This window comes from Paenibacillus sp. CAU 1782 (assembly GCF_054551715.1).
Window position 1 is genome coordinate 344,268 of the sequence record NZ_JBTOLL010000001.1, and the last position, 22,375, is coordinate 366,642.

Here is a 22,375-nt window from a genome sequence, read left to right on the forward strand (position 1 = left end):
AGTATGATTACGATACGCGGCCCAAACGGCACCGAAACGGAGCTTCCCGTCGACGTCCGCGCCGAACTCGAAGAAATTCCGTTTAAATCCGCAACCTGGTCGTCGGACAAGTTAATCGCCAATAGTCCTTTTCGGCTGGAAAATCGCCCCTCATTCGCCGTTATGCTTGAGCACGGAGGATGGCGCGATTACGGCGCGGTCGACCCCGAATGGCAATCCGGATCATTTACGCGACTCCTCGCCTTCTTGCGGCAGGAAACGTATGAGGAAACGGGCGAGTACCTGGTAGCAAAGTACGGAGACCGTCCGGATGACCCGACCGCCGAGGTTACGCTGAACCCGATCCGGCTCGCCGCGGACAAGCCGAAGTTACGTCGACTAGGCAACGACGTAAGCGAAGCCGATATACTCGACAGTTACGCTTGGCGGTCGCCTTATCTGGCAGGCCGTGGGATATCGGAGCCGATTCAGCAACTCATGCGGATTGGGTACGACAGGCAACGGAAGGCGATTACGTTCCCCTGGTTTAACGCAAACGGTACATTGGGAAACGTTAAGTACCGGAAGGCGGACGCAAAGCTGTTTTGGTACGCGAAAGGTGGCCGTCCAATCCGCGATATGCTATACGGGATTGATATCGTATACAGCCGGAAAATGCGGAAATGTGCGATAGTGGAGGCGGAAATCGATGCGTTAAGTCTCATGAGCTGCGGAATCTTCGCCGTAGCAACGGGCGGCACCGCCTTCACGCGGGCGAAAGCGGAATTGTTACTCCGGTCGCCGATCGAGGAGCTGACGATATACCGCGATAATGACGGGCCGGGCCGAGCTTGGCGAAACGCGATTGTGGCGGAACTGGGCGGAAAGCTTGACGTGCGGCTGGCAGCGGTTCCCCGCAATTTCGGGAAAGACGTGAACGAGGCGGCGTTAAACGGGTGGAATCCTACGGTAGGCAGGACGAGGCGTGTCGAAAATCGTCGATTATTATCGTTTATTATCGGTTGATGGCGACGCGTTATAACGTGTACAATGGGGTTACGGTTCTACTCAAGAGTAGAGTTTTCGTCGGGCCGAGCGCTCAATCCGTTGACCACTCGTAGAGATCGCGCGGGTTGCATTTGAGGACATCTGCAATCATGACCGCGGTAGGAAACGACATCATACTGTTTTCGGCAACATAGCGAGAGATAACGCGTTCGTCCATGCCAACAGCATTTGCGAGCTGACGTTGAGACAGTCCGCGTTTTGCGAGTAGTTCCGGAATGAGGCATCGGCGCGACGAAATGCGCATCCGATAAACCTCCGTAAATTATATGAAATTATTTCTAAAGGCATGTCCCAAATCAGCATTATTATGTACTTACTATATTGAGAGGTGATGTTGTTGGAAAACGAACTAAATAGTCTGGCGATCAACGCTCGAAACGGGTGCGAGGAATCATACCACGAAGTCCTTGAACACTTCCTTCCTCAAATTTACCGGATGTCTGAATACATATGGCACTCGGTTTCGAACGAAACGCATTTTGAGCAGAGCTGCTTAGTCGGGATAAAAGATGCTATTGCACGGTTCGATCCAACTCGCGGGAACTTCTCCGCACAAGTGAATTGGAGATTTAGACAAGCGCTGTGGAGATCGACGGAACGCCTCAAAAAGCGTCGACGAGGCTACCAAATAGACTCACTAGATGAACAAGTAAAGAGCGAAGAAGAGAAAACTAGCAAGTACGAGGTCATTGACGATTTGGCGATCGTCGACGACAACTATCTCGTAATGGAAAGAATCGCCCTCTTGGCGGAGGGCGACCCACGTAAATTGGCGATCCTTACCGCATGGACTAACGGAGAAACAAATGACTCAGAAACCGCGTCGTTTTTGGCGAAACGATACGGAGGTAATTCTGAATCTCACCGGAAGTTCATACTGCGGTTTAGGACCAACTGTCAGAAAACGTTGACGACGTCTTCTACAGCTTAATTATACCACATCCGCAACAAATCGCTAATGAGGATTCGTTAACATACCTGCCAACGATTACCGGCGCTTAGGCATTGCGTCGGTGGTCGAAAGGGTAACGTTAACTTGCGGTTGATGTCGTTGGGTAATCCTTACAATTACAGTTTCTACTATAACGTAGATTTTTAAACGTGTCAACGAGAATAACACGTTCTATTTAGTCATGCAACGTAATATTCACATAAACGACAAAATTACGAGGTGATAACGAATGTTTAACGAAGTATCGCGAAAGGTAATACGGTCGCCACGCCGGCCGGTTTCGAATAAATCGCAGATTTTGCGTGCGGCGTCCGGTTATTATGGCGGGGCCGATCCGGCGGAAGACGCAGCCGATTATAACACCGTTCGCTGGGCTAAGGGGGTCCGACTCGCATGAAATTCGACGCTAATGCAGGTACGCATTTTATCGGTAAGATTTTCGTTACGCCGCACGCGCTGGACCGGGTAACGCAACATTTCGGCGTCGAACGGTCGGCCGCGCCAATGTGGGTCATGGACCGTCTGCGGAAGGCGAGTCTCGTCGATCCGGACGTAATCGGAGAAGACGGAGTTTCGCGCCGGCTGTTCGTTTATCAACGAGTCGTGTACATCGTGGCGCAAAACGAAGATACCGTAATCACCGTTTATCAGCAGGAAAGCGCGCCGGAAGACGTTCGTGGCAACGTCGGCAAGGTGTTGACCCGCGCTCTCAAGGCGGCCCAGCGCGCAGAACAACGCGAACTACGCCGCCTGGCGATCGAACGCGCCGAGCTAAACGTTAGGCAAGCGGGACTCGAACTTCGCCGGCTTCAGACGAACCTCGCGACAGTTAAACGTAAAATTGACGAAGAGTTGGCGGCGATTTCCGCAGAGGTGAGCCGCATCGAGGCGGAGGTATATGCGGTCAAGCGCGAAAAATCAACGTTGGCAAAAGGAATCTGCGCATACATTGCGTAATTCAGCGCACAAACGCAGGAGTAACGATACTCTTGCGTCGGCTCAACGATATCAGCTAAGGCGTTTCGCTTTGTTGGTATCGTTCAGCGGGCGCAAGGACAGGACGTCTTCGCTCGAAAAAATCCACTATAAAGGAAGCGTGATGCAACGAATGAGTCATTTTACTAAGCGCGGCACGGCAGCAGTAGAGGCGGCAACAGCGGATAAGGACGAAAGCAGCTCGTTACATGTTCCGTTCCCTTCCGGTACGACGTTGAAGGTTCGTATCAAATCGTCCGAGGATTCCGCTGAGTATTACGCGCACGGTATTTTCGGCAAAGTACACACTTTTGTTCCGAAAGTCCCGGCGGAACGTAACGCAAAAGGCTACGTCACGGCGACTCCTTCCGTATGGGATCGCGCGGCCGATTTACTCTACGCTGACGCAAAAGCCGCGAAAGATGCCGGCGACGAAAAAGGCGCGGAGGAAATCCGTAAGCAAGCGTACCTGTTCAAGTCGAAAGCGCGCTACCTCGTCGGCTTCGGAAACCTCGAAACAGGCGAAGACGGCTTCGTAGACCTTACGCCAAAACAAGCGAAAGGCGTGTTCGCAGCTATTACGAAGTATGCGAAACGTCTCGACAAGGTTGCGTTCGAGTTGACGAAAACCGGTTCGTCTACGGACACGGCCGTAACGCTTTCGCCTGTTCTCGATATGGACGAGGACTTGACGGAAGTCGAACGCGCCAACTTCGCCAAGCTCGGTGAGAAACCTTTCGACTTTGCGGCTTTTGACGGATTCTTGTTCGAGGCAGACGAAGCGGAGCAAACGAAAAACCTAGTCGTTGCTGGCTTCGATATCGGACGGCTTGGCCTGACCGTTGGGGCTACGCCTTCTACTCCGGCTGACGCAGAGCCTATCGTTATTACCGACGATAAGCTTCCGTTTTAGGGCGGAGGCGACCGAATGTTGATGACGATTGAACGACCGACGACGCAAGTATCCGGAGGAGGGCGTAAAATTCCGCCTTTCCCTCCGGTAGCAACGGCAGCAGGTGAGAATGACGAAAGGGGAGCGGATTTTTTGGCGCACATTACCGAAATTACCGGCAAGTATTCGGAACTAATCGCAAGGGCGGCCTTGTTAGCGAATGGCTGGCGGGTTCATACGTCCGATACCGAGGAGCCTTACGATATACTGGCGACCGACCCGGTATCCGGCGACCACGTACGCATTCAGGTTAAGACGATTAGGCAACGTCTTGACCGTAAGAAAGCGGACGGAACGTCTGACCTCGTTGTGTATGCGAAGAAAGGAAACGGAACGGCCTACGACCGAGCCGACGCTGACTATTTCGTTGGCATCTGGTCGGCCGACGGCGAAACTCCCCGCGTGTATATGTTCGAGAACCGGCTGCTTACGGAGTATTGGGCGAGCGAGGCCGCGGCGGCGCAGCGTTGGGTCGAGTTACCGATAGCGCTCGATCGGACGTCGTTTATTACGGAGTCTGCCGTTGCTGCTGCGTAAAGACCCGGCCGAAGCGGTAGTCGTAACGGAATGCGCCTGGTGTCGCGGGACCATTTACGACGGCGACGAGGTAAGCCGGATTGACGACGACGGAGGGTTCGTACACGACGGATGGGATGCGAAGTGCGCGGCCGAATACGCATCTGAACGAGTATATGACGCAAAAGGTACGATTAATGCCCGCAAGGAAATCGAATAAAAATAACCAGGTCCGCAGCGGCCGACGAGGAGACGAATATATGACGAAATATTCCAACGTGGTAATCAACGGTAAGACGCTTGAAGTTCCGGCACAATCTGCGGTTACGTACGAACAGGTCGGCGGAGTCGGCGAAGGTAACGGCGCAGACATCGAGGCAGGCGACGTTATTGTTTACGAAGAAGCACCGATTTCGGACATTACGGCCGGAGTTGCTTACGTCGTAACGGAAATTGATTCGTGTGGCGACGCGCAGATTACGGATGACGAAGGCGACAGCTACGACACGTCCGGCGATACGTTTACAACTTACCGGAAGGTTCCGGAGAAAAAGCGTCTGACTGTGGGCGATTACGCGAAAGTGACGGAGTCCGGGTCACATAATTACGATGTCGGTACGATAATCGAAATCGTGCAGGACGACCGCGACGGCTCGCCATATCGCGGCAAGCGTCCGAATGGTAATATCGGTAACTTCCTTAGGGAACGCGAAGTTACACCGGCCACAAAGGCGGAGTTTGACGCACAGTCCGCACCGCCGGCCGATTCCGAGACGGTTATTCATGAAGGACGTGAGTACCGCAAAATCTCGCGCAATGCTAACGTGGGCGATCTCGTTGTAATCACTGCTAATAAGAATTCACACGGATACAAAATCGGCGCTATCGTAAAAGTGGCAAAAAGATACGACAATGGCGGAAAGGCGGTCGGAATTAACACCGGCGATGCGCTCGGAAATGTCCGTGATTCTGATTATCTTACGCTTGAGCCGGCTCGGCCCGTCGATCCCCGCAGCCAATTCGGCTCTCGCCTTACGGCCGGCGATAAAGTACGCTTGATTTCGGGCGGCGGTCAGTATCCGTTAAACGGCTATGCGAACGGAACAGTTTACACGGTGGACAATGGTACTCCGGATAGCGATGACCATATCCGTATCACTGGCGGAGAAGTGTCGAGAGGTTACGCCAAGCCGGACCAGCTCGTTAAGGTTACGGAAACTGAAAGCCTCGAAGTCGGAGATTCTGTAATTTTCACCGAAGATTTCTTCGAACACAAAATCGGAAAGATTGCCGTAATTCGGGAGATTGACGAGTGCGACACGTTGCTTAAGTACGGGCTCGACGATATTTCGGGCAAACGCTCCGGCTGGACGAATCGGTGCTCGGTTAGACTGGCAACCGCCGAAGAAGTCGCCGCCGCCCGTTACGCCGCGAAAATCGGCGATTTTAAAGACGGCGATTGGGCGGAAATCGTGAATCCGACGGACGAGAACGCGGACAGCAGCGTGATTCGGGCGAAGGGGCAGACGGTTAAGGTGATTCCGTATGGCCCGTCAGGTTATCGCGGCCTTACGCTGACATCTTCGGATGGTACGCGTATCGGATATGCGAACGCCGACGCTTTGCGTAAAGTTGACGAGCCGAAGCCGACCCGACCGTTCGCAATCGGCGACAAAGTGCGAATCGCGGTTCCGGAAAGTGTAGCGTTACGTCATGGCCGCGCTGGTGTAAAAAACTCCGAAGTTGGCGAGGTAACCGCGGTTAGCTCCGACAGAGTCACCGTAAATTTCCCGTCGTTTGGCAACGGGTGGGACGGACTTCCGGGAGAGCTGACTACGGTAACGGAAGAAGAGGCAGTACAGGCCGCCGAGTCCGCGAAATGGGCCGCGATTGGCAGAAAGGTCAACGAGTACAAGGCGGGCGATATTGTGCTAGTAGTCAGAACGGCCGGCGGACACCCAGTTGGGACTATCGGTGAAGTCGTAGAACAACCGGACCATTGGATCGGCGGTAAGCGCATTGCAGTTAAAGCGGCGGACGGTTCTGTAAGGGACCACACAACGTCCGCCAAGCTTGTCACTCCTGTCGAGCAACGTTTCGATAAAGCGGTGGCCTAATGGCGTCGCCGGCGTTGAAGGACGCGATTAAGCGAAAGATTGCTGCGCAATCTGAAACGGCCGAGGACGCATTTAAACGTATCGCCGCAATGTCACTCACGGACAAGGAGCGGAAAGCTTTCGAGGCTGCCCGCAAAGCTTACGCCGACGGACGAATAGGCAACGTTCGATCGGACGGTAAGAAATGGACGAAGAGTGACGTAACGGCGGTCGGTTTCCGGTTAATTGCCGCGGCGGCCGAGTCGGAGAGGGGAGAGCGGATGCGTTCCGTTCTCTCCTCCAAACCGACCAACTACCGGATTTTAACGGACAATTCCGAGCTTCCCGCGTTTGTGGAGCGGTTGCGCGAAGAGTGCCGGAGGCAAATGGCGGAATGGCCGGGCAAATTCGATATTCTCGGAGTACGAAGCATGACGGCGGGCGATTTCGAGGGTACCGGCGTTGATACGTATATCGATTTATCCATCGGATTTTCGATATGGCTACCGCTGCTCGACGAAGGCTATTACCTGCCGTACGGCCACGTCGATATGAGAGGAACGGAAGGATTCGAGTTCCTGACGGAAGAGTCGGCGTTCAAAGCGAGCGATTCGCAACTGACCCGTTCGGCCGTTATTGACGCGATCAGCCCGTACCTTCGCCGACCGGAACATGGTAAGACGTTTCATATGGGATCGGCGCGTTACGATCTGCACGTCGCGGAGAAAGACGGCTATATGATCGGCGGCTGCGTTTGGGATACGCTCGACGCGATGAATACGCTGAATGAACACGAGGAGTCGTACGGCCTGAAGGCGCTGGTCGCGAAGTATGGCGTACTGTTCGGTATTCCCGGCCCGATATTTACGTTCGAGGACTTGTTCGGCAACCGGAGCCCGGCCCCGTTTAATACGGAGTTGGTCGGCATTTACGCGATAAACGACGTTAAGTACGGCTGGCGGCTGTTCGAGTGGCAATACGCTATGATGGCGGCCGCTCCTTCCGCATCTGGAAAAGGTCGTTTACTCGAATGCTACGCGAAGATCGACTCGAAATTACCGGAAACGGACGTATTTTTGGCACGCTGCGGATTCGAGATTGATACGGAGGGCTTGGCGCAGCTCGAACGCGAGTTTACGCCGAAGCTGGAGGAGGCGCGGGCGGTCGTTTTCGAATCGTACGGAATTGACGCAGCGTTTGTGCGGAAGATGGACCGGACGATTAACCGCGGCAAAATCGACGCATGGATTACGGCGCAGCAAAAACGTATTACGACACGGGCGGATCGTATTGCGAAGCTGAAGGCGGACTTGGCGACGGATGAAGCGGCGGGTAAAACGCATTTGAAACGATACGCTGACGCAAAAGCTCGTTTAACCGAATTAGAAGCGGAAAAGCTTCTGCCGGCCGACGACGAACATGCGCCACTCTTTACGGAGGAGTTTACGATCACGAACGGCAATCACCTCGCGTATCTCATTTACGATCACCTCGGAATACGTGACCGGACAGGTCAGTTTAAACGAGGAAAGGCACGATCGACGGCGGCCGACGTCTTGGAGGCGTATTACGAAGAGGAAGACGCGTTGAAGCCGCTCGCGACCGTGGCTGCTTACGAGAAGTTGCTGAATACGTACGTTACGAAGATACCGAACGCGGTAGAGCGCGACGGTCGGCTACATTCGGAGTTCAAAGCGGGCGGGACGGCGACGGGACGTTATTCGAGCGCAGGGTATAATGGCCGGCCGATCGACATATTACGCGAATTTGAAACGGAGGGATGACGTATCAAGAACGATTACGAGATTCGCGGGGACACGACGGCGATTATCGTAAGGCGACGGAATGGCGACGTATACGAGTTTCTGATCGACACGGAGGACTTGCCCTTAGTTAGAGGGTCTTCCGGTTCGTACAACTTAGTATTCGCGTACGGAAACATTTATGTACGCGGTCACGTAGAGGAGGTCGGGGGCAAGCGGAAATCTGTGTATTTACATCGACTACTGCTAGGAGAGCCCCACGGGAAGGAGATCGACCATAGAGACGGCGACGGATTAAACAACACAAGGAATAACCTACGCGTAACCAGTCACGCCGATAACATGCAAAACCTCCAAGGGGCGTTAAAACACAGTAAGACGGGGATACGCGGGGTCTCGAAGAGACACGACCGGAACTTGTGGAAAGTAGACGTATGCGTAGGTGGGACACGGTACAGGAAATACTCTAAAACAAAAGAAGAGGCAGAGGCTAAAGCGGTCGAGTTGAGGGCTGAGCTTATGCCTTACTCCAACGATCGTGAGGTGATAAGGGTTGGTTGAAATCTCTGACTCCAACTACCACACTATCGTACGGAAGTTAATCTCGGATGAACGAAGAGTATCCAAAGGGACAAATTTACAAAATATGCCATCTAAAGGTGGCGGGGTTCTAGTTAGAAATCAGTTTGTCCCACGTAAAGGGTTTACTTTCGTAGGCGCGGACTTAGGTAGTATAGAGCCCCGCATCCAATCTCATATAATGTACACCGAATACGGAGACAACTCGTTTCGTCAAATTTTTATAGACCGCAAAGACTTGTACACGACGATGGCGATGCAAACCTTCGGGTTCGAGGAAAAGTATTGCGTAGATAAGGCTTATGATTCCACAGGTACGTTCAAACCACGCTCCGTAATGAAGACCGGCGTTCTTGCGAAATCATACGGACAGACTCCCGAAGCTTTCTCGAAAAAGATGAATGTTACCGCAGAGGTTGCGCATTTCTTTTTCGAAAGCTTCGACGCTGCCTTCCCGTCCTTTACGCAAATGGTCACGGACATTCGCGAGTTCATGCGGACGAACGGTTACGTAGAAACGTTATACGGCCGGAAGCGCCGATTCCCGAATTATAAGGCGGTCGAAGCGATGGCTGCCCGGAATGAGCAGCGACTTATCCGGTTGTATACGGAACGGAAGGCGCTGCGGACAAAGGCGGAACGGTCGGCGCTCTCTCCCCGCGATGCGGATAAGCTTCAGCGCACACAGGACGAAATTGACGTTTTGGCGGCCGACCGGGGGCTTATCGGATACTGGGATCGGGCAGCGTTCAATGCCGTTATTCAGGGGACTGGCGCGGACATTTTGAAGATGAACGGTAACCGGAACGCCCGAATCTGCAAGGAGCGCGGTTGGGAGTTTAACGCGTCAATCCACGACGAAATCAAAAACTCGATCCCGAACGCGGATTTGACGCCAGACGCGGTTGCGCTGATTGACGATATCATGACGGGAACTTGCGGGCCCGATTTATCTGTTCCGCTCGTTACCGACATCGTAATTGAGCCGCGCTGGATGCAGGAGTTCGGTGTTGACGAATGGGATTTCGCGAATTGTCGGCCTAAACCAGAATTTGAAAATAAATATTCAGCGTAGGAGGCACGTAAATGAAAATCGTAGAAACGCGTAACATTGACAAAAGCGGTTATGAATATCACGGTAAAGGTTCGATATCCGTCGTTGTAACAACGGAAGCCGGCGAAAAAGAGACCGTCACGATTCACGCAGGCGAACCGGAGGATGCCGTATTCTTCTGTGACTTGGACGGAGCTTACTCGATTGCGGATGCGGTAAAGCTGGCGTATGAGGCCGGGCTGCGCGGCGAGACGTTGGAGTACGAATTTATTGACGAAAACGAGGCGGAGGAATGAGCGAAGCCTTTACGGTTATTGATATCGAAACAACCGGACTCGACCACGTTACGGATCACATAACGGAAATTGCCGCAATACGCTTCGTTATCGAAGACGACGGCAGTGTACGCGAAATCGGCCGGTTCCAGACGTTTGTTGCGCTGCCTGATGGCGCTACTATTCCGGACGAGGTGGCGCAGCTTACCGGAATCCGGCCGGAGGACTTGGTGGACGCTCCGAATATATTCCGCGTACTGACCGCGTTGTGGTATTTCGCGGTAGGTACGACGTGGGTAGCACACAATGCTCCGTTTGACTTCTCGTTTATAGCGAAAGTCTACATGAATCCGGCCAATTTCGTATGTACGCGAGCCCTCGCTAGTTTGACGGAGCCAGCCGAATCAGCATCGTTAGCCGCCGTATGTTCCCGCCACGGCATCGCCTTAACCGGCCATCATCGCGCTATGAATGACGCGGCGGCGACCGTTCAAGTATTCGCCAAGTTGCGGAAGATTGCGGAAGGGGCCGGCATTGAGTATCGAAACGTCGTAATTGATTCGGACGAGCGACCGTTGCGTTACGTTCCGCATGGCGCAATTGTACGGAGATTAACGAAGGAGGTCGCGAATTGACTCATTTTACACGAATCGGCGCGGAAGACTTAACGAAGGAAATCGCCCGTAACTTCCGCGCCTTCCTAGACGGATACCACTCGCAACCGGAGCAGTTCGACGACGAACTGGACGCGCAAATCCACAAAAGGTATTACGATGTCCAGTCGCAGAAATCCCGCAAGGTATGGCCGAAAAAGCCATACTTCTCACCGTCGGCTATTGGCTCGGACCCTCGGAGTCAATACGAACGGTTGCGCGGCGCTAAACGTGACGTTACAGGACAGTCCCCGCATCAAGGCCGCTGGACACGGATCGGAACGGCGATCGGTGACGTTATCCAGCGGGACATTTTGTTCGCGGAGAAGCACGTAGCTGGGGCGCGCTTCCGGTTTGAGCGGAACGACCGGGGCGAGCCTATGTTTGAGGATTTCGCGAAAACGAACCGTTACGTCGATTTCGGCCCAGCTCCGTTTTACCTGTACGGGACCAGCGACGGAATCATGCGGTACGTGACGGATGACGGCGAGATTATCCGCGTCGGCCTCGAAGTCAAGTCGAAGCAGGGAACGTACAGTAAAACGTCATCCTACGGCCAGCGGAACGGTCCGGAAGAGAAGCACGCCAAACAATGCGTATGCTACTCGATCATGTACGGCTCCGCTGAAGCTCCGCTTGATTATTACGTCATCCTCTACGTCAACGGGTCGAAGAAGGCGTGGAATATGGACGCGGACGATTACGAGAAGAATCCGGATATCGCCGTACACTGTATTCGGATAACGGATGTTGACCGGCGAGGAGTGGCGGAACATTTCGGCGGGATAGCGAAAGCAGCCGAAGAAGGTCGGCCACCAGCGCTTAGCCTCGACGATTGGACGTTCAACAGTTTTAAGACGGCGTGCGCTCACGGATTAACTGACGAAGAATTAACGCAAATCGAACGCGAGGTTTCCGCAATCCAGCGGTCGGGGCTACCGGATTGGAAGAAGCGCGGCGCGGCGGAAGCATTAGCGGAAATTTACGAAATCCGAGGAAAGGCGGCTGCTTAACGTGAGCTATTACGATGACCTCCGCGTTGACGATATGCACCGGACAGTTAGCGGCAACGTCGAATTCCTCCGGGGTCAGCTCGAAGAACTACGCCAGGACATTGCATCCGTCAAAAATGATGTGAGCCGGCGGGTTCTGGCGAATGTAATCGCGGGGAAAACGGCCAGGCTCGCAAAAGAAACGGCCACGCTCGAAAAGTGGGCCGAGGCGAAGGCGCTGGGGCTCGAATATGTCGATTGGGACTACGTTTAATTACGGGAGGCGAGCGGGTGAGGCGGTTATACGATCGACTGCTGCACGGAGTATTAGCGAAATTATTACACGTTCGATTCGTCTAAGGAGGCGTTGGTATGGTAAAGAAAATTTATTACGGAGCATTAAACGGAGTTATGGCGGCTGGATTGATTTTCGCGGCCGCTATCGGACTGGCCGCGTTGGTCACGGCGGCGTTAAGTAGCGATTATAGCTGGCCGGCGCGCTCGTTTGCTATCGTCATGCTTTGCGGGTCGGCTGCGGTAGGGATTACGTATGAGTTCGTCGGCAAGCGAAAGGAGGCCGAAACCGTTGACGAAGCCTGACGAAATGTTCCGAGTAGGCTACTTCGCTTCGGATACGTGGTTCGGTGGCGGGTTCGATGACTTCATTTCGTGGTTGGCGGCCGAGCAGCGCAAATGTCAGCCGAAGGGACTCGCGCCACAATCGATGTGGTATACGTCCGGAGCAGCCGGTCTCAACGCTAAGTACCCTAAGTTCATGGACGCTTACGAGGCGTGGAGAAAGGAGGCGAAGTCCTACGGCAACGAAACGAAGCAGTAACGAGCCAGCCGCGCTTTATATCGGCCTTGACATATCGCTTACCTCACCGGGCTTTGCGGCCATTTCCGTAAAGAACCGCCGGCCAACGTTGATTAAAACGGAAGGGATCGTCACGGACGCCAAACAGTCGGACGGCCTCCGGTACAGTCTCGTCGAGGCTCGCACAGTAACGTTCGTCAGCCAATTCGCCGCGCCGGCCGGAGTCATTCGCGAAGATTACAAAAATCCGGCGAGCAAACGGCAGGGGCAGACGATATTTGGCGCGTGGGCAGCGGTTGATACGGGGCTGCAACGTTGCGGGCTTCGCGTTACGGCCGAGGTTAACGCGTCAACAGTTAAGCGGCTAGTCGGCGGGTACGGTCGCGCGGAAAAGGACGAAGTAGCTGCGGGCGCTAAGCGTATTCTCCGGTTGCCGGACGATTACGAGTTCGTGACGAATGACGAGAGCGATGCGGCTGCCATTGTGTTGGCGTATCTTATCGAAAAGGAGCTGATTGACGTATGACGGACACTTTGACGATGCTACGACGCGAACGTGACGAAATCGAACGAGCGATCTCGATTCAGAACGGCCGACTTACGGACTTGATCACGCGCCGTGACGACTTGGACCGGAGAATTGCGGAAGCCGAACGGACGAAGACGAACGCGCACTAAACGATAAGATTGCGAGCTAACGCAAAAGGAGAGGTTACGTGACTGAGACGAAGCTACTTACAGACGAATTTATCGCAAATTATCCCGAATTTCCGCCACACATGACTGCGCTCGGCCAGTTCGTATATTACCGCACTTACTCGCGCTGGTTACCGGATAAAGGCCGTCGGGAAACGTGGAAGGAGACGGTCCGACGGGCAACGGAGTATAACGTTCAACTTGGCGTTAAGCACACGGAGCGCATCGGTTATCCGGTCGATTACGATTGGCACCGGAAAGAGGCGGAAATGTTATTCGACAACATGTTCAATCTGCGCCAGTTTTTATCGGGCCGAACGCTGTGGGTAGGCGGAGCCGAAAACGAAGTTGCCGATAAATATCCGCTAGCAAACTTCAATTGTTCGTTTATTAATATCGCGGCATGGTCGGATTTGGGCGATTTATTCTATCTGCTCATGGTCGGAACTGGCGTCGGGTTCAAGTGTACGAAAGCGATGGCGGCCGCGCTTCCGCCGATTCGGACGAATACGACGTTGCTTCACTCGGATTACGAACCGGTCCCGAAAACCGCGCGCTATGAACGGACAGTCCTCCGCGACATGTCGAACGGTTACGCGAAGATATACGTCGGCGACTCGAAGGAAGGATGGGTCGATAGCCTACGTGTCTATCTCGATATTCTGACGCAGCCGGAATGCGAGCATATTCATACCGTGAAGATTTCGTATAACTCGGTCCGCCCGAATGGGGAGCGTTTGAATACGTTCGGCGGCACAGCGTCGGGCCCGGAACCATTGCGCGAAATGTTTGCCGGCATCGATAGCGTGCTGAAGAACGAAATCGATCCGGGACTTGCACCGCTGGAAAAAGTCTCGAAGCAATACTTCGGAGGATTGGACGAGGTTGTCGACACCGACGAAAGTTACGCCAAAGTTCGCCCAATCCACGTCCTCGACATTGGAAATCTTATCGGTAACAACGTCGTTGTCGGCGGAGTGCGTCGGACTGCGGAAATATTCCTTATGGACGCGGACGATTACGAATGTATTTTTGCCAAATACGGACTTAACGGCATTTGGGACGCGGATAAGCACAACGCAGTTATTGCGAAAGCCCGAGCGCTCGGACTCGAAAAGGAGGCGACATTCCTCGAAAGCCTGCCGTTATTTGATCCGAATGCTCGGCCGCTGCACCACCGCCGTATGTCGAATAATTCGATTGCGTTCGAATCGAAGCCGGAGCAAGCTACGTTGAACCTCGTATTCGAAATGATGCAGGCGGAAGGCGAACCTGGATTCGTAAACCTCGAAGAAGCGCGCCGCCGCCGGCCGAATGCGGAGGGGCTGAATCCTTGCGCGGAGATATTGCTCGACTCGTACGGCGTGTGTAACTTGACGACCGTTAATATGACGCAGTTCGTACGGAGTGGCGAGTTTGACGCAGACGGGCTCAGGGAAGCACAGCGGTTGTCCGCGAGAGCTGGCTTGCGTATGACGTTGGCGGAGTTGGAGCTGCCGCATTGGGACGCGATACAGAAGCGTGACCGCCTGCTCGGAAATTCGCTTACGGGCGTTAAAGACGCATTCGCTGCTGCTGACCGCGATCTGTGGGACGAGGACGATACGTTATCCTTCTTGGGATCGGTCGCCCGCGAAGAAGCGGACACCTATGCGAAGCAACTCCGGGTATCATCGCCGTTACTCGTCACAACGGTCAAACCGGAGGGGACGATATCGCAAGTAGCTGGCGGCGTATCATCCGGGTTGCATTGGTCGCACTCTCCGTACTATATCCGGCGCATCCGTATTAACGCGGCCGATCCGTTAGCAAAGGCCGTAATGGATCTCGGCTGGCAGGTACATGCCGAAGTTGGCACGCCAGGCGAAACGGAAGCGGAACGAATCGCCAACGCCAGAACGCTTGTCATCGACTTCCCGGTTGCGAGCGGCGCTGAACGGACGAAGGACGACGTATCGGCCGCTGAACAACTTGATACCTATTTCGCATTCCAACGCTATTACACCGAGCATAACTCGTCGAATACGATAACGGTCCGGCCGTCTGAGTGGGCGGAGGTTGAGCGGATCGTATACGAAAAGTGGGACGAATTTACGGCGGTGTCTTTCCTCGCACTGGATGGCGGCTCTTACGCGCTGGCTCCGTATGAAGCGATTGCCCGCGAGCAGTACGAAGAGATGTCCGGGCGGATGGTAGCGTTTGATCCGGCCATTTTAACGCAGTATGAGACAGGGACACTACCGGGACTTGACGGTGCGGACGGCTGCGAAGGCGGCGTGTGCCCGATTAGATAACGGAAAAGGACGGAAAGGGGCTGTGCTTGCGGATGTGTAGCGCAGAGCAAGTCGCCAGGCTGCGGAGCTACCGCAAGCACTGGCTACTACGTAAAAGGTCGGAAATGGACGACTTGACGGAAGAAGAGCTGCGTAAATTCGACCGCTGGATGGCGAAGGGAAAATAAAAGTTTCCGCAATGTGTGCGAAATAGGCCGCTCGTACGACTAAGAGTACGTGAAGCACGAAATTAAACGAAGGAGGTTGACGAACAGTGGACGACAAATTGACGGGTCTCGACGTGCTGAATACGTCGGGCGGCGGGACGGTTTCGGAGCCGTACGAGCTGGCTGCGCTCCTTGCTGCGGTATTTATTATCACGGCGTTTGTAGCCGGCGTTACGTGGTTAGGCAGTCGCCGCTCTACGTGGCGATCCGCAACCACGGCGGCAGCAGCGCTAGCGTTAGTAATCGCAACGATAGTCTTCGGCCGATATGACGTGCCCATCCCGGTCGAGTACGAAGTAATCGTACAGCCCGGACATGTTATCGATGCGGCCCGGTGGGAAATCGTTGATCAACGCGGACAAATTTACGTAATTACGGAAAGGGAGGCGGCAGGCGAATGAAGCACGCTTTTATTGCGGAAATAACGATTAAGCAGCCGTTCGACGAAGAATTGGAAGGTGCGTACGCGGATGCCTCGGACGAAAAGCGTGCAGAAGTTACGGAGAGTATGCGCCAGGCTTTCGCTGAATGGGCTGGCGAAACTGTCGAAGGCGACGGCGATGTCGCGGTGAGCGTACGGATTGAGGAGGTATCCCCCGATTGAACGTTAAGTTGATCGCACATACGGCGTTAACAGACGTGTTTCGTGACGAAATGGCGGAGGTTTTCGGTACCGATGCGTTCGCTAATGAACGTGCAGCCGTCGCTTTAACCGCAGTCCGAACGTGCTACTCACCGCAGAAGCCAGCGGAAATTCTGCCGGCCGAGGGCGCTAAATACTTCGGGCAGGCGGCGTCCGATGGCGAAGGCGGCGCGGAGTCCGACCGGCTGTTCCGGCACATTATCCGAAGTAAGCACGTCTCAACTTTGGAGCACATCACGTACATTTTCGCGGTCGAGGGCGTTTCACGCTCGTTGCTGGCGCAGCTCACACGTCACCGGATCGGATTCAGCTTTTCCGTTCAATCGCAACGCTACGTCCGGTTCGGCTCCGGTGATAAGTCCGGCGGAATAGGCAGCGTAAAGCCGCCGTCGTGCAGCGTGGATAAGCACGAACCTCCCGGCGATTTCGGATCGTCGGATGCGTCGGAGTTATTCGACTTTGCGATGGAGTATGCGCAGGAGATTTACGATAGACTGCGATCATGCGGCGTTCCAGCCGAAGACGCGCGCTACGTCCTACCGAATGCCGCAACGTGCAATCTCGTAATGACCGTAAACCTCCGTGCGCTGCTCGAATTTTACGGTAAGAGGCGGGCCGGCTCCGGTGCCCAATGGGAGATTGCGGATTTGGCCGAGCGGCTTCGCGAAGAAGTAACGAAGGTTGACGCATGGACAACGAAATTTTTCAAGGAGGAATCGGAATGAGCGCAGGAAAAGTGAAAATCGGCGACAGAGTACGTATTGTTAACGCTGTAGAGAACTCGCTTGAGGACTACGGATACAAAAACGGGGACGTACACGAAGTTATGGGTTTCACCTCTGGTGATCCGGATATCTGGCCGGACGGAACCGAAGATTCGGCGATCTTTCTTGATGCGGAAGAATACGAAATTATTACAGGCGGTGCCGTAGTTGAACCGAAGCCGCATGTCAGCACAACCGAACTCCTCGCAGTCAAGCGCGCCGAATCCGAAGCCCTGGCCGCCGAAATTGCGGAGTTGGAAGCGAAGGTGTCTGCCGGTATTACGCCAGGAACTGTCGTATTTACGCTCCAAAACGGTTACTACGACGATATCGTCTGCGGGGCACTCGCCCGTGTTTCCGAAATAGACGTTTCCGACTCGCGACCAGTAACGTGCCGTCACCTCGACGGTTCTGATTATGACGAGTTTCACTTTAAAGACCTCGAACCAGTCACGTACGAATCCGCCCGCGCCCGCCTGATTGCCGAAGTCGACCGCCAGCTCGCCGCCGCGTTTCCTGACGTCAAGGGAGCCGCATAGTTAACGTTATAATTGCGCTCATTACGTTACTAATCGTGATGTCAGCAGCTCCGCCAGAAACGGTTTCGCTGGAATCCGAATGGGAGGTATACGAAGCTACGGCGTATACCGCAGGTTGCCGCGGCTGCTCCGGAATCACGAAAACGGGCATTGACGTCCGGCAGACGATTGTGGACGAGGAGGGCCGCCGGATTATAGCGGTCGATCCCGAAGTGATTCCGTTAGGCACCGCGCTAAATGTCCGCATAGGCAACGAGACATTTGACGCTGTGGCGGCTGACATCGGCGGCGCGATTAAGGGACGCAAAATTGACGTATTAATGGCGAGTTATGACGAGGCTATCAAGTTCGGGCGGCAGGACGTTGAGGTGCGAGTCTTAGACGAGGGAGCAACGTTTGAAAAATAATAATCAATCGGGGGAATGACGAATGGAAAACGTAACTAAACCGGCCGTAACAGTATTGAAGGACGAAACACTTGGCGGTATTGAGCGTGAATATGTCGAGGTTAAGCGAGCGGCCGTCGTGGGAGAGCGGATTAAAGTTATCGAAGCACGAGGATCGTTCGGTGATTACAAAACCGGCAACGTACTTAACGTGGCTGCGCTAAAAACATTCGGGTTTGAAGGAGTCTATACGAAAGAAACCGCTTACGGATGGAGTAACGGGTTCGCACTTAGGCACGACGAGTACGTCGTCCTCGAACCGACGGATATCGTCCGGATTAATGGTGGCAGATATCGTTTGGATGAACGGGAAGCGAAGCCAGGCGAAAAGGTCATTATTACGAAAGTACGAAAGGGCTACGGTTACTTTTCGCTAGGTAACGTAGGTAAGGCTGTACGCAATAACTACGTAGATTTTAACGGAGAAGGTAACGTCGGCTATAACGCTGACGACGGTATTTGGTACGTGTGTGCTTCTAGCGGAAACAGCGCGTACGCCGTACTCGAACCGGTAGCTCCGGCCAACACGCTAACTCCGCCGGCCGCTGAATCCGATATCGCGCTGCTTCAGCGTCAAGTCGGCGATATCCTGGCGAGAGTAACGAAGCTCGAACTCGACGTAAAGGTTGCGCGGGAAGGTATCGTCGTCGCGGCCGATATTGAGCGGTTAAAGCCGAAACCTGCTCCGGATAGTCGCGACGAAATCGTAGCCCGTGCGAAGGCTGACGTTGAGAAGCTGTCCACAACGGAGATTTACAATAAGGAAACCGGAAGGTCGTATTGGCCGCGTGGCTGTGAAAAACGTGGATTCGGCGCAATACGCGAAGTAGAGTTCGTCGTTAATCGCGAAAAACGTACAGTGGTAGCACTGGTTCGACGCATTGGTGGGGATTGCGTACAATACCGCGGCATCGCAAAAGCGGCCCCCGGCGATTGCTTCGACGTTCATATCGGCAAAGCGATTGCACTCCGTCGAGCGCTGGCGCTGCCAATCCCGGCCGATTATGTTAATGCACCGCAGCCGACGGAGCCGCGCGTAGGGGATATCATTTCGTTTCCGATCACAGATAGCTGGCACGGTAAAGTGAATTATCGAATCGATACCCTTGAACTTGGCGAAAACTTGACGATTGTTCACGACGTGAAGGGGCTGTGCTGTGTTGGCGGAAAAGCTACCGGTGCTAATTTCCGAAACGGTTACGGCGGGCTCGTGTGTATAGACGACAGCCGAGACGGTACCGATGCGGAGGCACCGCCGAAAGCTGCCGGTTTTAAGAAGGGCGACCGCGTCCGAATTACGGGGAATAACGGCGTCAGCGGAGACGGAATAGGTACCATCAATCACGGATACAAAAAAGGAGACGTAGGTGTCGTTAAAGGAATTTCGCCATACGGCAATTACGAAGTTCATAGCGACGAACACTCAGGCTTCTTCCAGTACGTAAGTCCGAAAAACGTGGAGGCTGCGTAATGACCGATCTCCCCAACATCGCCATAACCGGTCATCTCCGTAGTGGAAAAGACGAATTAGGCAATCGTCTTTCCCAACGTTACGGCTACGTTCGGTTCGCGTTCGGCGACGGAATCAAGGACGTATGCCGCCGGCTTTATCCGGAGCAGTTTACGGACGGCAAAAAGCCCCGCGCGCTATTACAAGGCGTGGGGCAGGCGCTCCGGCAATATGATCCGGACGTATGGGTTCGGCAATGCTTCGATAAAATTACGTGGGACGAGGAAGGCGGTCCGTACGTAATCACCGACTTGCGCCAGCCGAACGAATACACCCGTTGTAGACGTGAAGGCTTCGTTATCATTCGCGTTAAGGCAAAGTCAGCTCTACGTATTCACCGGGCGGCAACCGGCGGAGATACGTTCAAACTCGCCGACTTGACGCATGAAACGGAATCGCACGTTGACGGATTCGCGGTTGATTACGAAATTACGAACGACGGGACGTTGGACGAGTTGTACGCGAAGGTTGACGAGATTATGGCGGAACTATTACTTCGTAACAGACGCCATTACGACGTAGGCGTCTAGTAACTGCTGTTCATCTTCGTCTAATACTATCTCTTCCAGTACGCCGTCCTTAAAGCGTTTTAGTGAGGTTTCAACCGGCTGTTCAAGCAAAGAGGGAGCATGTTTTAATAAATAACTGCATGCACAACTAAAACTGCAAACAGTAACTTCTAACCCTCCCGCAAGGTAATAGAGCGCCCCAATACCGTGTGATTTATTCATGAAACAGCTTTCATAGCGTCTATCCATTATTTGTTCACCTCCTCTGCAACAAATATGAACCAGCCGTCTTGTTCCGTAAAATAAATGTACTTCTTCGGGCGGGCGTCAAGTTTGGTTCGGCTGTAGAAACGTCCGGCCGAAATGTACCCACGTTTGTCGATGTTAGCAGCCGTCGGATCATTTGAGTTAGTGGCCGGACGTATTGCTATTGCTTTTTCGGTAGCATCGTAACCGAGGGTAACGCGGTTTCCAGCGTCTAATTCGTATTTTTTAACGACGTCCGCAGATAGTCGGAGTCGTCGTTGTGCGTCCGTCGCGATGTACAGCTCAACGAGCGGTATTTCTACGGGATTGAATTTTCGGGTCAAGTCGGCACTCTCCGATCATAAACGAATTTGAGACGATTATATCACGAAAGGGTGGCGGTAGCTATTACGGTTAAAACGTTTACGTATATCGAATTATTTGCGGGGATCGGCGGATTCCGGCAAGCGCTGGATGCGTTAGGAGGCGAGTGCGTATTCGCGAGCGAGATTGACCCGTTCGCGACGCGAGCGTATAGGGCGCTATACGGAGGTTCCGAATTGCACGGCGACATAACGAAGATTGACGCGGCCGATACTCCGGAACATGACGTACTAGTGGGCGGATTTCCGTGTCAGGCGTTCAGCGTCGCCGGCCAGCGTAAGGGATTCGAGGATACGCGAGGAACGTTGTTCTTCGAGATTGCACGGATTGCTAACGCGAAGAAGCCGCGGTTACTGTTGTTGGAGAACGTTAAGGGGCTCCTCTCGCATGATGGCGGCAACACGTTTGACACGATGTGCGCGGCGCTAAATGATATCGGATACGCAATCGATTTCCGTGTTCTCAACTCGAAGTACTTCGGCGTGCCGCAGAATCGCGAACGGATTTTTATCGTTGCTAGCCGAGACGCCGCGCACGATCCGTGGATTTTGCCGAAATCGAACGATGTCGTGACGAAGGCGAAACGTAGAGCGGCGGAAGCTGGCGTGCGGACGTTTAACTTCGATTGGCCAGAGGATAGCGCAGTAACGACGAGGCTACGCGACGTGTTAGAAACGGACGTTGACGAAAAGTATTATCTGAGCGACGAAAAGACGGCGAAACTGTTGGTGCAGTTGAAAGAGCGAGGCGATTCCGCAGACCCTATCGTTCATGGGTCGCTGGAGCATTACGGTAACGATCAAATGAATCGCGTTTACTCCGTTGATGGTGTTGCGCCTACAATCACAGTCGTTAGCGGCGGCGGTCGAGAGCAGAAGATCGCGGAGCCCCAAGTCATCATGCTAGGCAAAACAAATCCTTCCGGTCGAGGTATGAACGGGAGCGTTTACGACTCCGATGGTCTATCTCCTACGCTAACTACGAATAAGGGAGAAGGAGTTAAAGTTGGCGTTGAGTACTCCCGAAAAGAGGGAATTGGGAAAGAGCTAGAGCAGGCGCACTGTTTGTCGGCATCGGATTGGAGAGGGCTTAACCGCAATCAAGCTCAAACTGCTGTTCTGGAAGTCCGCCCCGTACTCACGCCAGACCGCGAAGAAAAACGCCAGAACGGCAGACGATTCAAAGACGACGACGAAGAATCGTTCACACTTACCGCGCAGGACAAGCACGGTGTAGCTATAGGGACGTATCCGCGATACCGCATCCGCAAACTAACGCCGCTCGAGTGCTGGCGGTTACAGGGGTTCTCGGACGTAGCGCATGTTACCGTAAAGCACGCAGGCATTTCGGATAGCCAGCGCTATAGACAAGCGGGGAACGCCGTTACGGTCAATGTAATCAGCGCAATAGGCAAGCGTATGATTACGTTACTACCGACAATTGACGTAAAGGAGGCGGCTTAACTTC

The 22,375-nt window shown here is 53.9% G+C and carries 31 protein-coding genes; 28 read left to right on the forward strand and 3 right to left on the reverse strand.

The annotated features are described in order from the left end of the window. The first annotated feature begins 3 nt into the window (after positions 1-3). The gene (locus tag ACX93W_RS01690; RefSeq protein WP_459390589.1) at positions 4-1,005 is read left to right on the forward strand and encodes a toprim domain-containing protein; all 1,002 of its coding nucleotides are present in this window, start codon (positions 4-6) and stop codon (positions 1,003-1,005) included. A 73-nt stretch (positions 1,006-1,078) separates the two neighbouring features. Here ACX93W_RS01690 and ACX93W_RS01695 read toward each other — a convergent pair whose 3' ends face one another. Next, entirely contained in the window at positions 1,079-1,291 is a 213-nt protein-coding gene (locus ACX93W_RS01695) for a helix-turn-helix domain-containing protein (protein ID WP_459390590.1), read from the reverse strand. Between the two features lie 93 nt (positions 1,292-1,384). On the opposite strand from ACX93W_RS01695, the gene ACX93W_RS01700 reads away from it, so the two are divergent. The 26 genes from ACX93W_RS01700 to ACX93W_RS01825 all read left to right on the forward strand — a co-directional run bounded on the left by ACX93W_RS01700 (position 1,385) and on the right by ACX93W_RS01825 (position 20,299). After that, positions 1,385-1,978 carry a hypothetical protein gene (locus ACX93W_RS01700; RefSeq protein WP_459390591.1) on the forward strand — a complete coding sequence of 198 codons (594 nt, stop codon included), beginning with the start codon at positions 1,385-1,387 and terminating at the stop codon, positions 1,976-1,978. A gap of 414 nt (positions 1,979-2,392) precedes the next feature. Next, on the forward strand, positions 2,393-2,956 hold the full coding sequence (locus tag ACX93W_RS01705) for a hypothetical protein (RefSeq protein ID WP_459390592.1): 564 nt from the start codon (positions 2,393-2,395) through the stop codon (positions 2,954-2,956). 151 nt (positions 2,957-3,107) lie between these two features. Then, positions 3,108-3,887 carry a hypothetical protein gene (locus ACX93W_RS01710; protein ID WP_459390593.1) on the forward strand — a complete coding sequence of 260 codons (780 nt, stop codon included), beginning with the start codon at positions 3,108-3,110 and terminating at the stop codon, positions 3,885-3,887. A 15-nt stretch (positions 3,888-3,902) separates the two neighbouring features. Beyond that, the gene (locus tag ACX93W_RS01715) at positions 3,903-4,463 is read left to right on the forward strand and encodes a PDDEXK-like family protein (protein WP_459390594.1); all 561 of its coding nucleotides are present in this window, start codon (positions 3,903-3,905) and stop codon (positions 4,461-4,463) included. Next, entirely contained in the window at positions 4,450-4,662 is a 213-nt protein-coding gene (locus tag ACX93W_RS01720; RefSeq protein WP_459390595.1) for a hypothetical protein, read from the forward strand. Before ACX93W_RS01715 ends, ACX93W_RS01720 begins: the two co-directional genes overlap by 14 nt. A 40-nt stretch (positions 4,663-4,702) precedes the next feature. Then, positions 4,703-6,559: a hypothetical protein gene (locus tag ACX93W_RS01725; protein WP_459390596.1), complete on the forward strand. Its 1,857-nt coding sequence runs from the start codon at positions 4,703-4,705 to the stop codon at positions 6,557-6,559. Then, positions 6,559-8,322 (forward strand): DNA polymerase, encoded by a 1,764-nt coding sequence (locus ACX93W_RS01730; protein ID WP_459390597.1) that lies wholly within the window; start codon positions 6,559-6,561, stop codon positions 8,320-8,322. Before ACX93W_RS01725 ends, ACX93W_RS01730 begins: the two co-directional genes overlap by 1 nt. A 204-nt stretch (positions 8,323-8,526) precedes the next feature. Further along, positions 8,527-8,862 carry an HNH endonuclease gene (locus ACX93W_RS01735; protein WP_459390598.1) on the forward strand — a complete coding sequence of 112 codons (336 nt, stop codon included), beginning with the start codon at positions 8,527-8,529 and terminating at the stop codon, positions 8,860-8,862. Beyond that, a complete protein-coding gene (locus ACX93W_RS01740; protein WP_459390599.1) occupies positions 8,855-9,955 on the forward strand; it encodes a DNA polymerase in 1,101 nt (366 codons plus the stop codon). The genes ACX93W_RS01735 and ACX93W_RS01740 overlap by 8 nt, the downstream gene beginning before the upstream one ends. 11 nt (positions 9,956-9,966) lie before the next feature. Continuing rightward, entirely contained in the window at positions 9,967-10,230 is a 264-nt protein-coding gene (locus ACX93W_RS01745) for a hypothetical protein (protein ID WP_459390600.1), read from the forward strand. Then, a complete protein-coding gene (locus ACX93W_RS01750; protein ID WP_459390601.1) occupies positions 10,227-10,844 on the forward strand; it encodes a 3'-5' exonuclease in 618 nt (205 codons plus the stop codon). The genes ACX93W_RS01745 and ACX93W_RS01750 overlap by 4 nt, the downstream gene beginning before the upstream one ends. Then, entirely contained in the window at positions 10,841-11,875 is a 1,035-nt protein-coding gene (locus ACX93W_RS01755) for a hypothetical protein (protein WP_459390602.1), read from the forward strand. Before ACX93W_RS01750 ends, ACX93W_RS01755 begins: the two co-directional genes overlap by 4 nt. A gap of 1 nt (position 11,876) precedes the next feature. After that, positions 11,877-12,128 carry a hypothetical protein gene (locus ACX93W_RS01760; protein ID WP_459390603.1) on the forward strand — a complete coding sequence of 84 codons (252 nt, stop codon included), beginning with the start codon at positions 11,877-11,879 and terminating at the stop codon, positions 12,126-12,128. A 98-nt stretch (positions 12,129-12,226) separates the two neighbouring features. Continuing rightward, on the forward strand, positions 12,227-12,454 hold the full coding sequence (locus ACX93W_RS01765; protein ID WP_459390604.1) for a hypothetical protein: 228 nt from the start codon (positions 12,227-12,229) through the stop codon (positions 12,452-12,454). After that, complete coding sequence (locus tag ACX93W_RS01770; RefSeq protein ID WP_459392040.1) at positions 12,441-12,692, forward strand: hypothetical protein; 252 nt, start codon at positions 12,441-12,443, stop codon at positions 12,690-12,692. Before ACX93W_RS01765 ends, ACX93W_RS01770 begins: the two co-directional genes overlap by 14 nt. A gap of 31 nt (positions 12,693-12,723) precedes the next feature. Then, on the forward strand, positions 12,724-13,197 hold the full coding sequence (locus tag ACX93W_RS01775; protein WP_459391982.1) for a crossover junction endodeoxyribonuclease RuvC: 474 nt from the start codon (positions 12,724-12,726) through the stop codon (positions 13,195-13,197). Then, positions 13,194-13,349 (forward strand): hypothetical protein, encoded by a 156-nt coding sequence (locus tag ACX93W_RS01780; protein WP_459390605.1) that lies wholly within the window; start codon positions 13,194-13,196, stop codon positions 13,347-13,349. The genes ACX93W_RS01775 and ACX93W_RS01780 overlap by 4 nt, the downstream gene beginning before the upstream one ends. Positions 13,350-13,450: 101 nt before the next feature. Continuing rightward, positions 13,451-15,661 carry a ribonucleoside-triphosphate reductase, adenosylcobalamin-dependent gene (nrdJ, locus tag ACX93W_RS01785; RefSeq protein WP_459391983.1) on the forward strand — a complete coding sequence of 737 codons (2,211 nt, stop codon included), beginning with the start codon at positions 13,451-13,453 and terminating at the stop codon, positions 15,659-15,661. A 32-nt stretch (positions 15,662-15,693) separates the two neighbouring features. Continuing rightward, positions 15,694-15,828: a hypothetical protein gene (locus tag ACX93W_RS01790; protein ID WP_459390606.1), complete on the forward strand. Its 135-nt coding sequence runs from the start codon at positions 15,694-15,696 to the stop codon at positions 15,826-15,828. A gap of 86 nt (positions 15,829-15,914) precedes the next feature. Continuing rightward, positions 15,915-16,268 (forward strand): hypothetical protein, encoded by a 354-nt coding sequence (locus ACX93W_RS01795; RefSeq protein WP_459390607.1) that lies wholly within the window; start codon positions 15,915-15,917, stop codon positions 16,266-16,268. Next, positions 16,265-16,471, forward strand: coding sequence for a hypothetical protein (locus ACX93W_RS01800; RefSeq protein WP_459390608.1), 207 nt, complete (start codon positions 16,265-16,267; stop codon positions 16,469-16,471). The genes ACX93W_RS01795 and ACX93W_RS01800 overlap by 4 nt, the downstream gene beginning before the upstream one ends. After that, entirely contained in the window at positions 16,468-17,235 is a 768-nt protein-coding gene (gene thyX, locus ACX93W_RS01805; protein WP_459390609.1) for an FAD-dependent thymidylate synthase, read from the forward strand. Before ACX93W_RS01800 ends, thyX begins: the two co-directional genes overlap by 4 nt. Beyond that, entirely contained in the window at positions 17,232-17,813 is a 582-nt protein-coding gene (locus ACX93W_RS01810) for a hypothetical protein (RefSeq protein ID WP_459390610.1), read from the forward strand. Before thyX ends, ACX93W_RS01810 begins: the two co-directional genes overlap by 4 nt. A 38-nt stretch (positions 17,814-17,851) precedes the next feature. Further along, a complete protein-coding gene (locus ACX93W_RS01815) occupies positions 17,852-18,220 on the forward strand; it encodes a 3D domain-containing protein (protein ID WP_459390611.1) in 369 nt (122 codons plus the stop codon). Between the two features lie 22 nt (positions 18,221-18,242). Continuing rightward, positions 18,243-19,730, forward strand: coding sequence for a hypothetical protein (locus tag ACX93W_RS01820; protein ID WP_459390612.1), 1,488 nt, complete (start codon positions 18,243-18,245; stop codon positions 19,728-19,730). Further along, a complete protein-coding gene (locus ACX93W_RS01825) occupies positions 19,730-20,299 on the forward strand; it encodes an AAA family ATPase (protein ID WP_459390613.1) in 570 nt (189 codons plus the stop codon). The genes ACX93W_RS01820 and ACX93W_RS01825 overlap by 1 nt, the downstream gene beginning before the upstream one ends. Here ACX93W_RS01825 and ACX93W_RS01830 read toward each other — a convergent pair. Both ACX93W_RS01830 and ACX93W_RS01835 read right to left on the reverse strand, forming a co-directional pair. Further along, positions 20,261-20,527 carry a hypothetical protein gene (locus ACX93W_RS01830; protein ID WP_459390614.1) on the reverse strand — a complete coding sequence of 89 codons (267 nt, stop codon included), beginning with the start codon at positions 20,525-20,527 and terminating at the stop codon, positions 20,261-20,263. The two genes, ACX93W_RS01825 and ACX93W_RS01830, sit on opposite strands and share 39 nt — an antisense overlap. After that, entirely contained in the window at positions 20,527-20,868 is a 342-nt protein-coding gene (locus ACX93W_RS01835) for a hypothetical protein (protein WP_459390615.1), read from the reverse strand. The genes ACX93W_RS01830 and ACX93W_RS01835 overlap by 1 nt, the downstream gene beginning before the upstream one ends. A gap of 51 nt (positions 20,869-20,919) precedes the next feature. Here ACX93W_RS01835 and dcm point away from each other — a divergent pair, with 51 nt between their 5' ends. Next, entirely contained in the window at positions 20,920-22,371 is a 1,452-nt protein-coding gene (gene dcm, locus ACX93W_RS01840; protein ID WP_459390616.1) for a DNA (cytosine-5-)-methyltransferase, read from the forward strand. Positions 22,372-22,375: the final 4 nt, after the last annotated feature.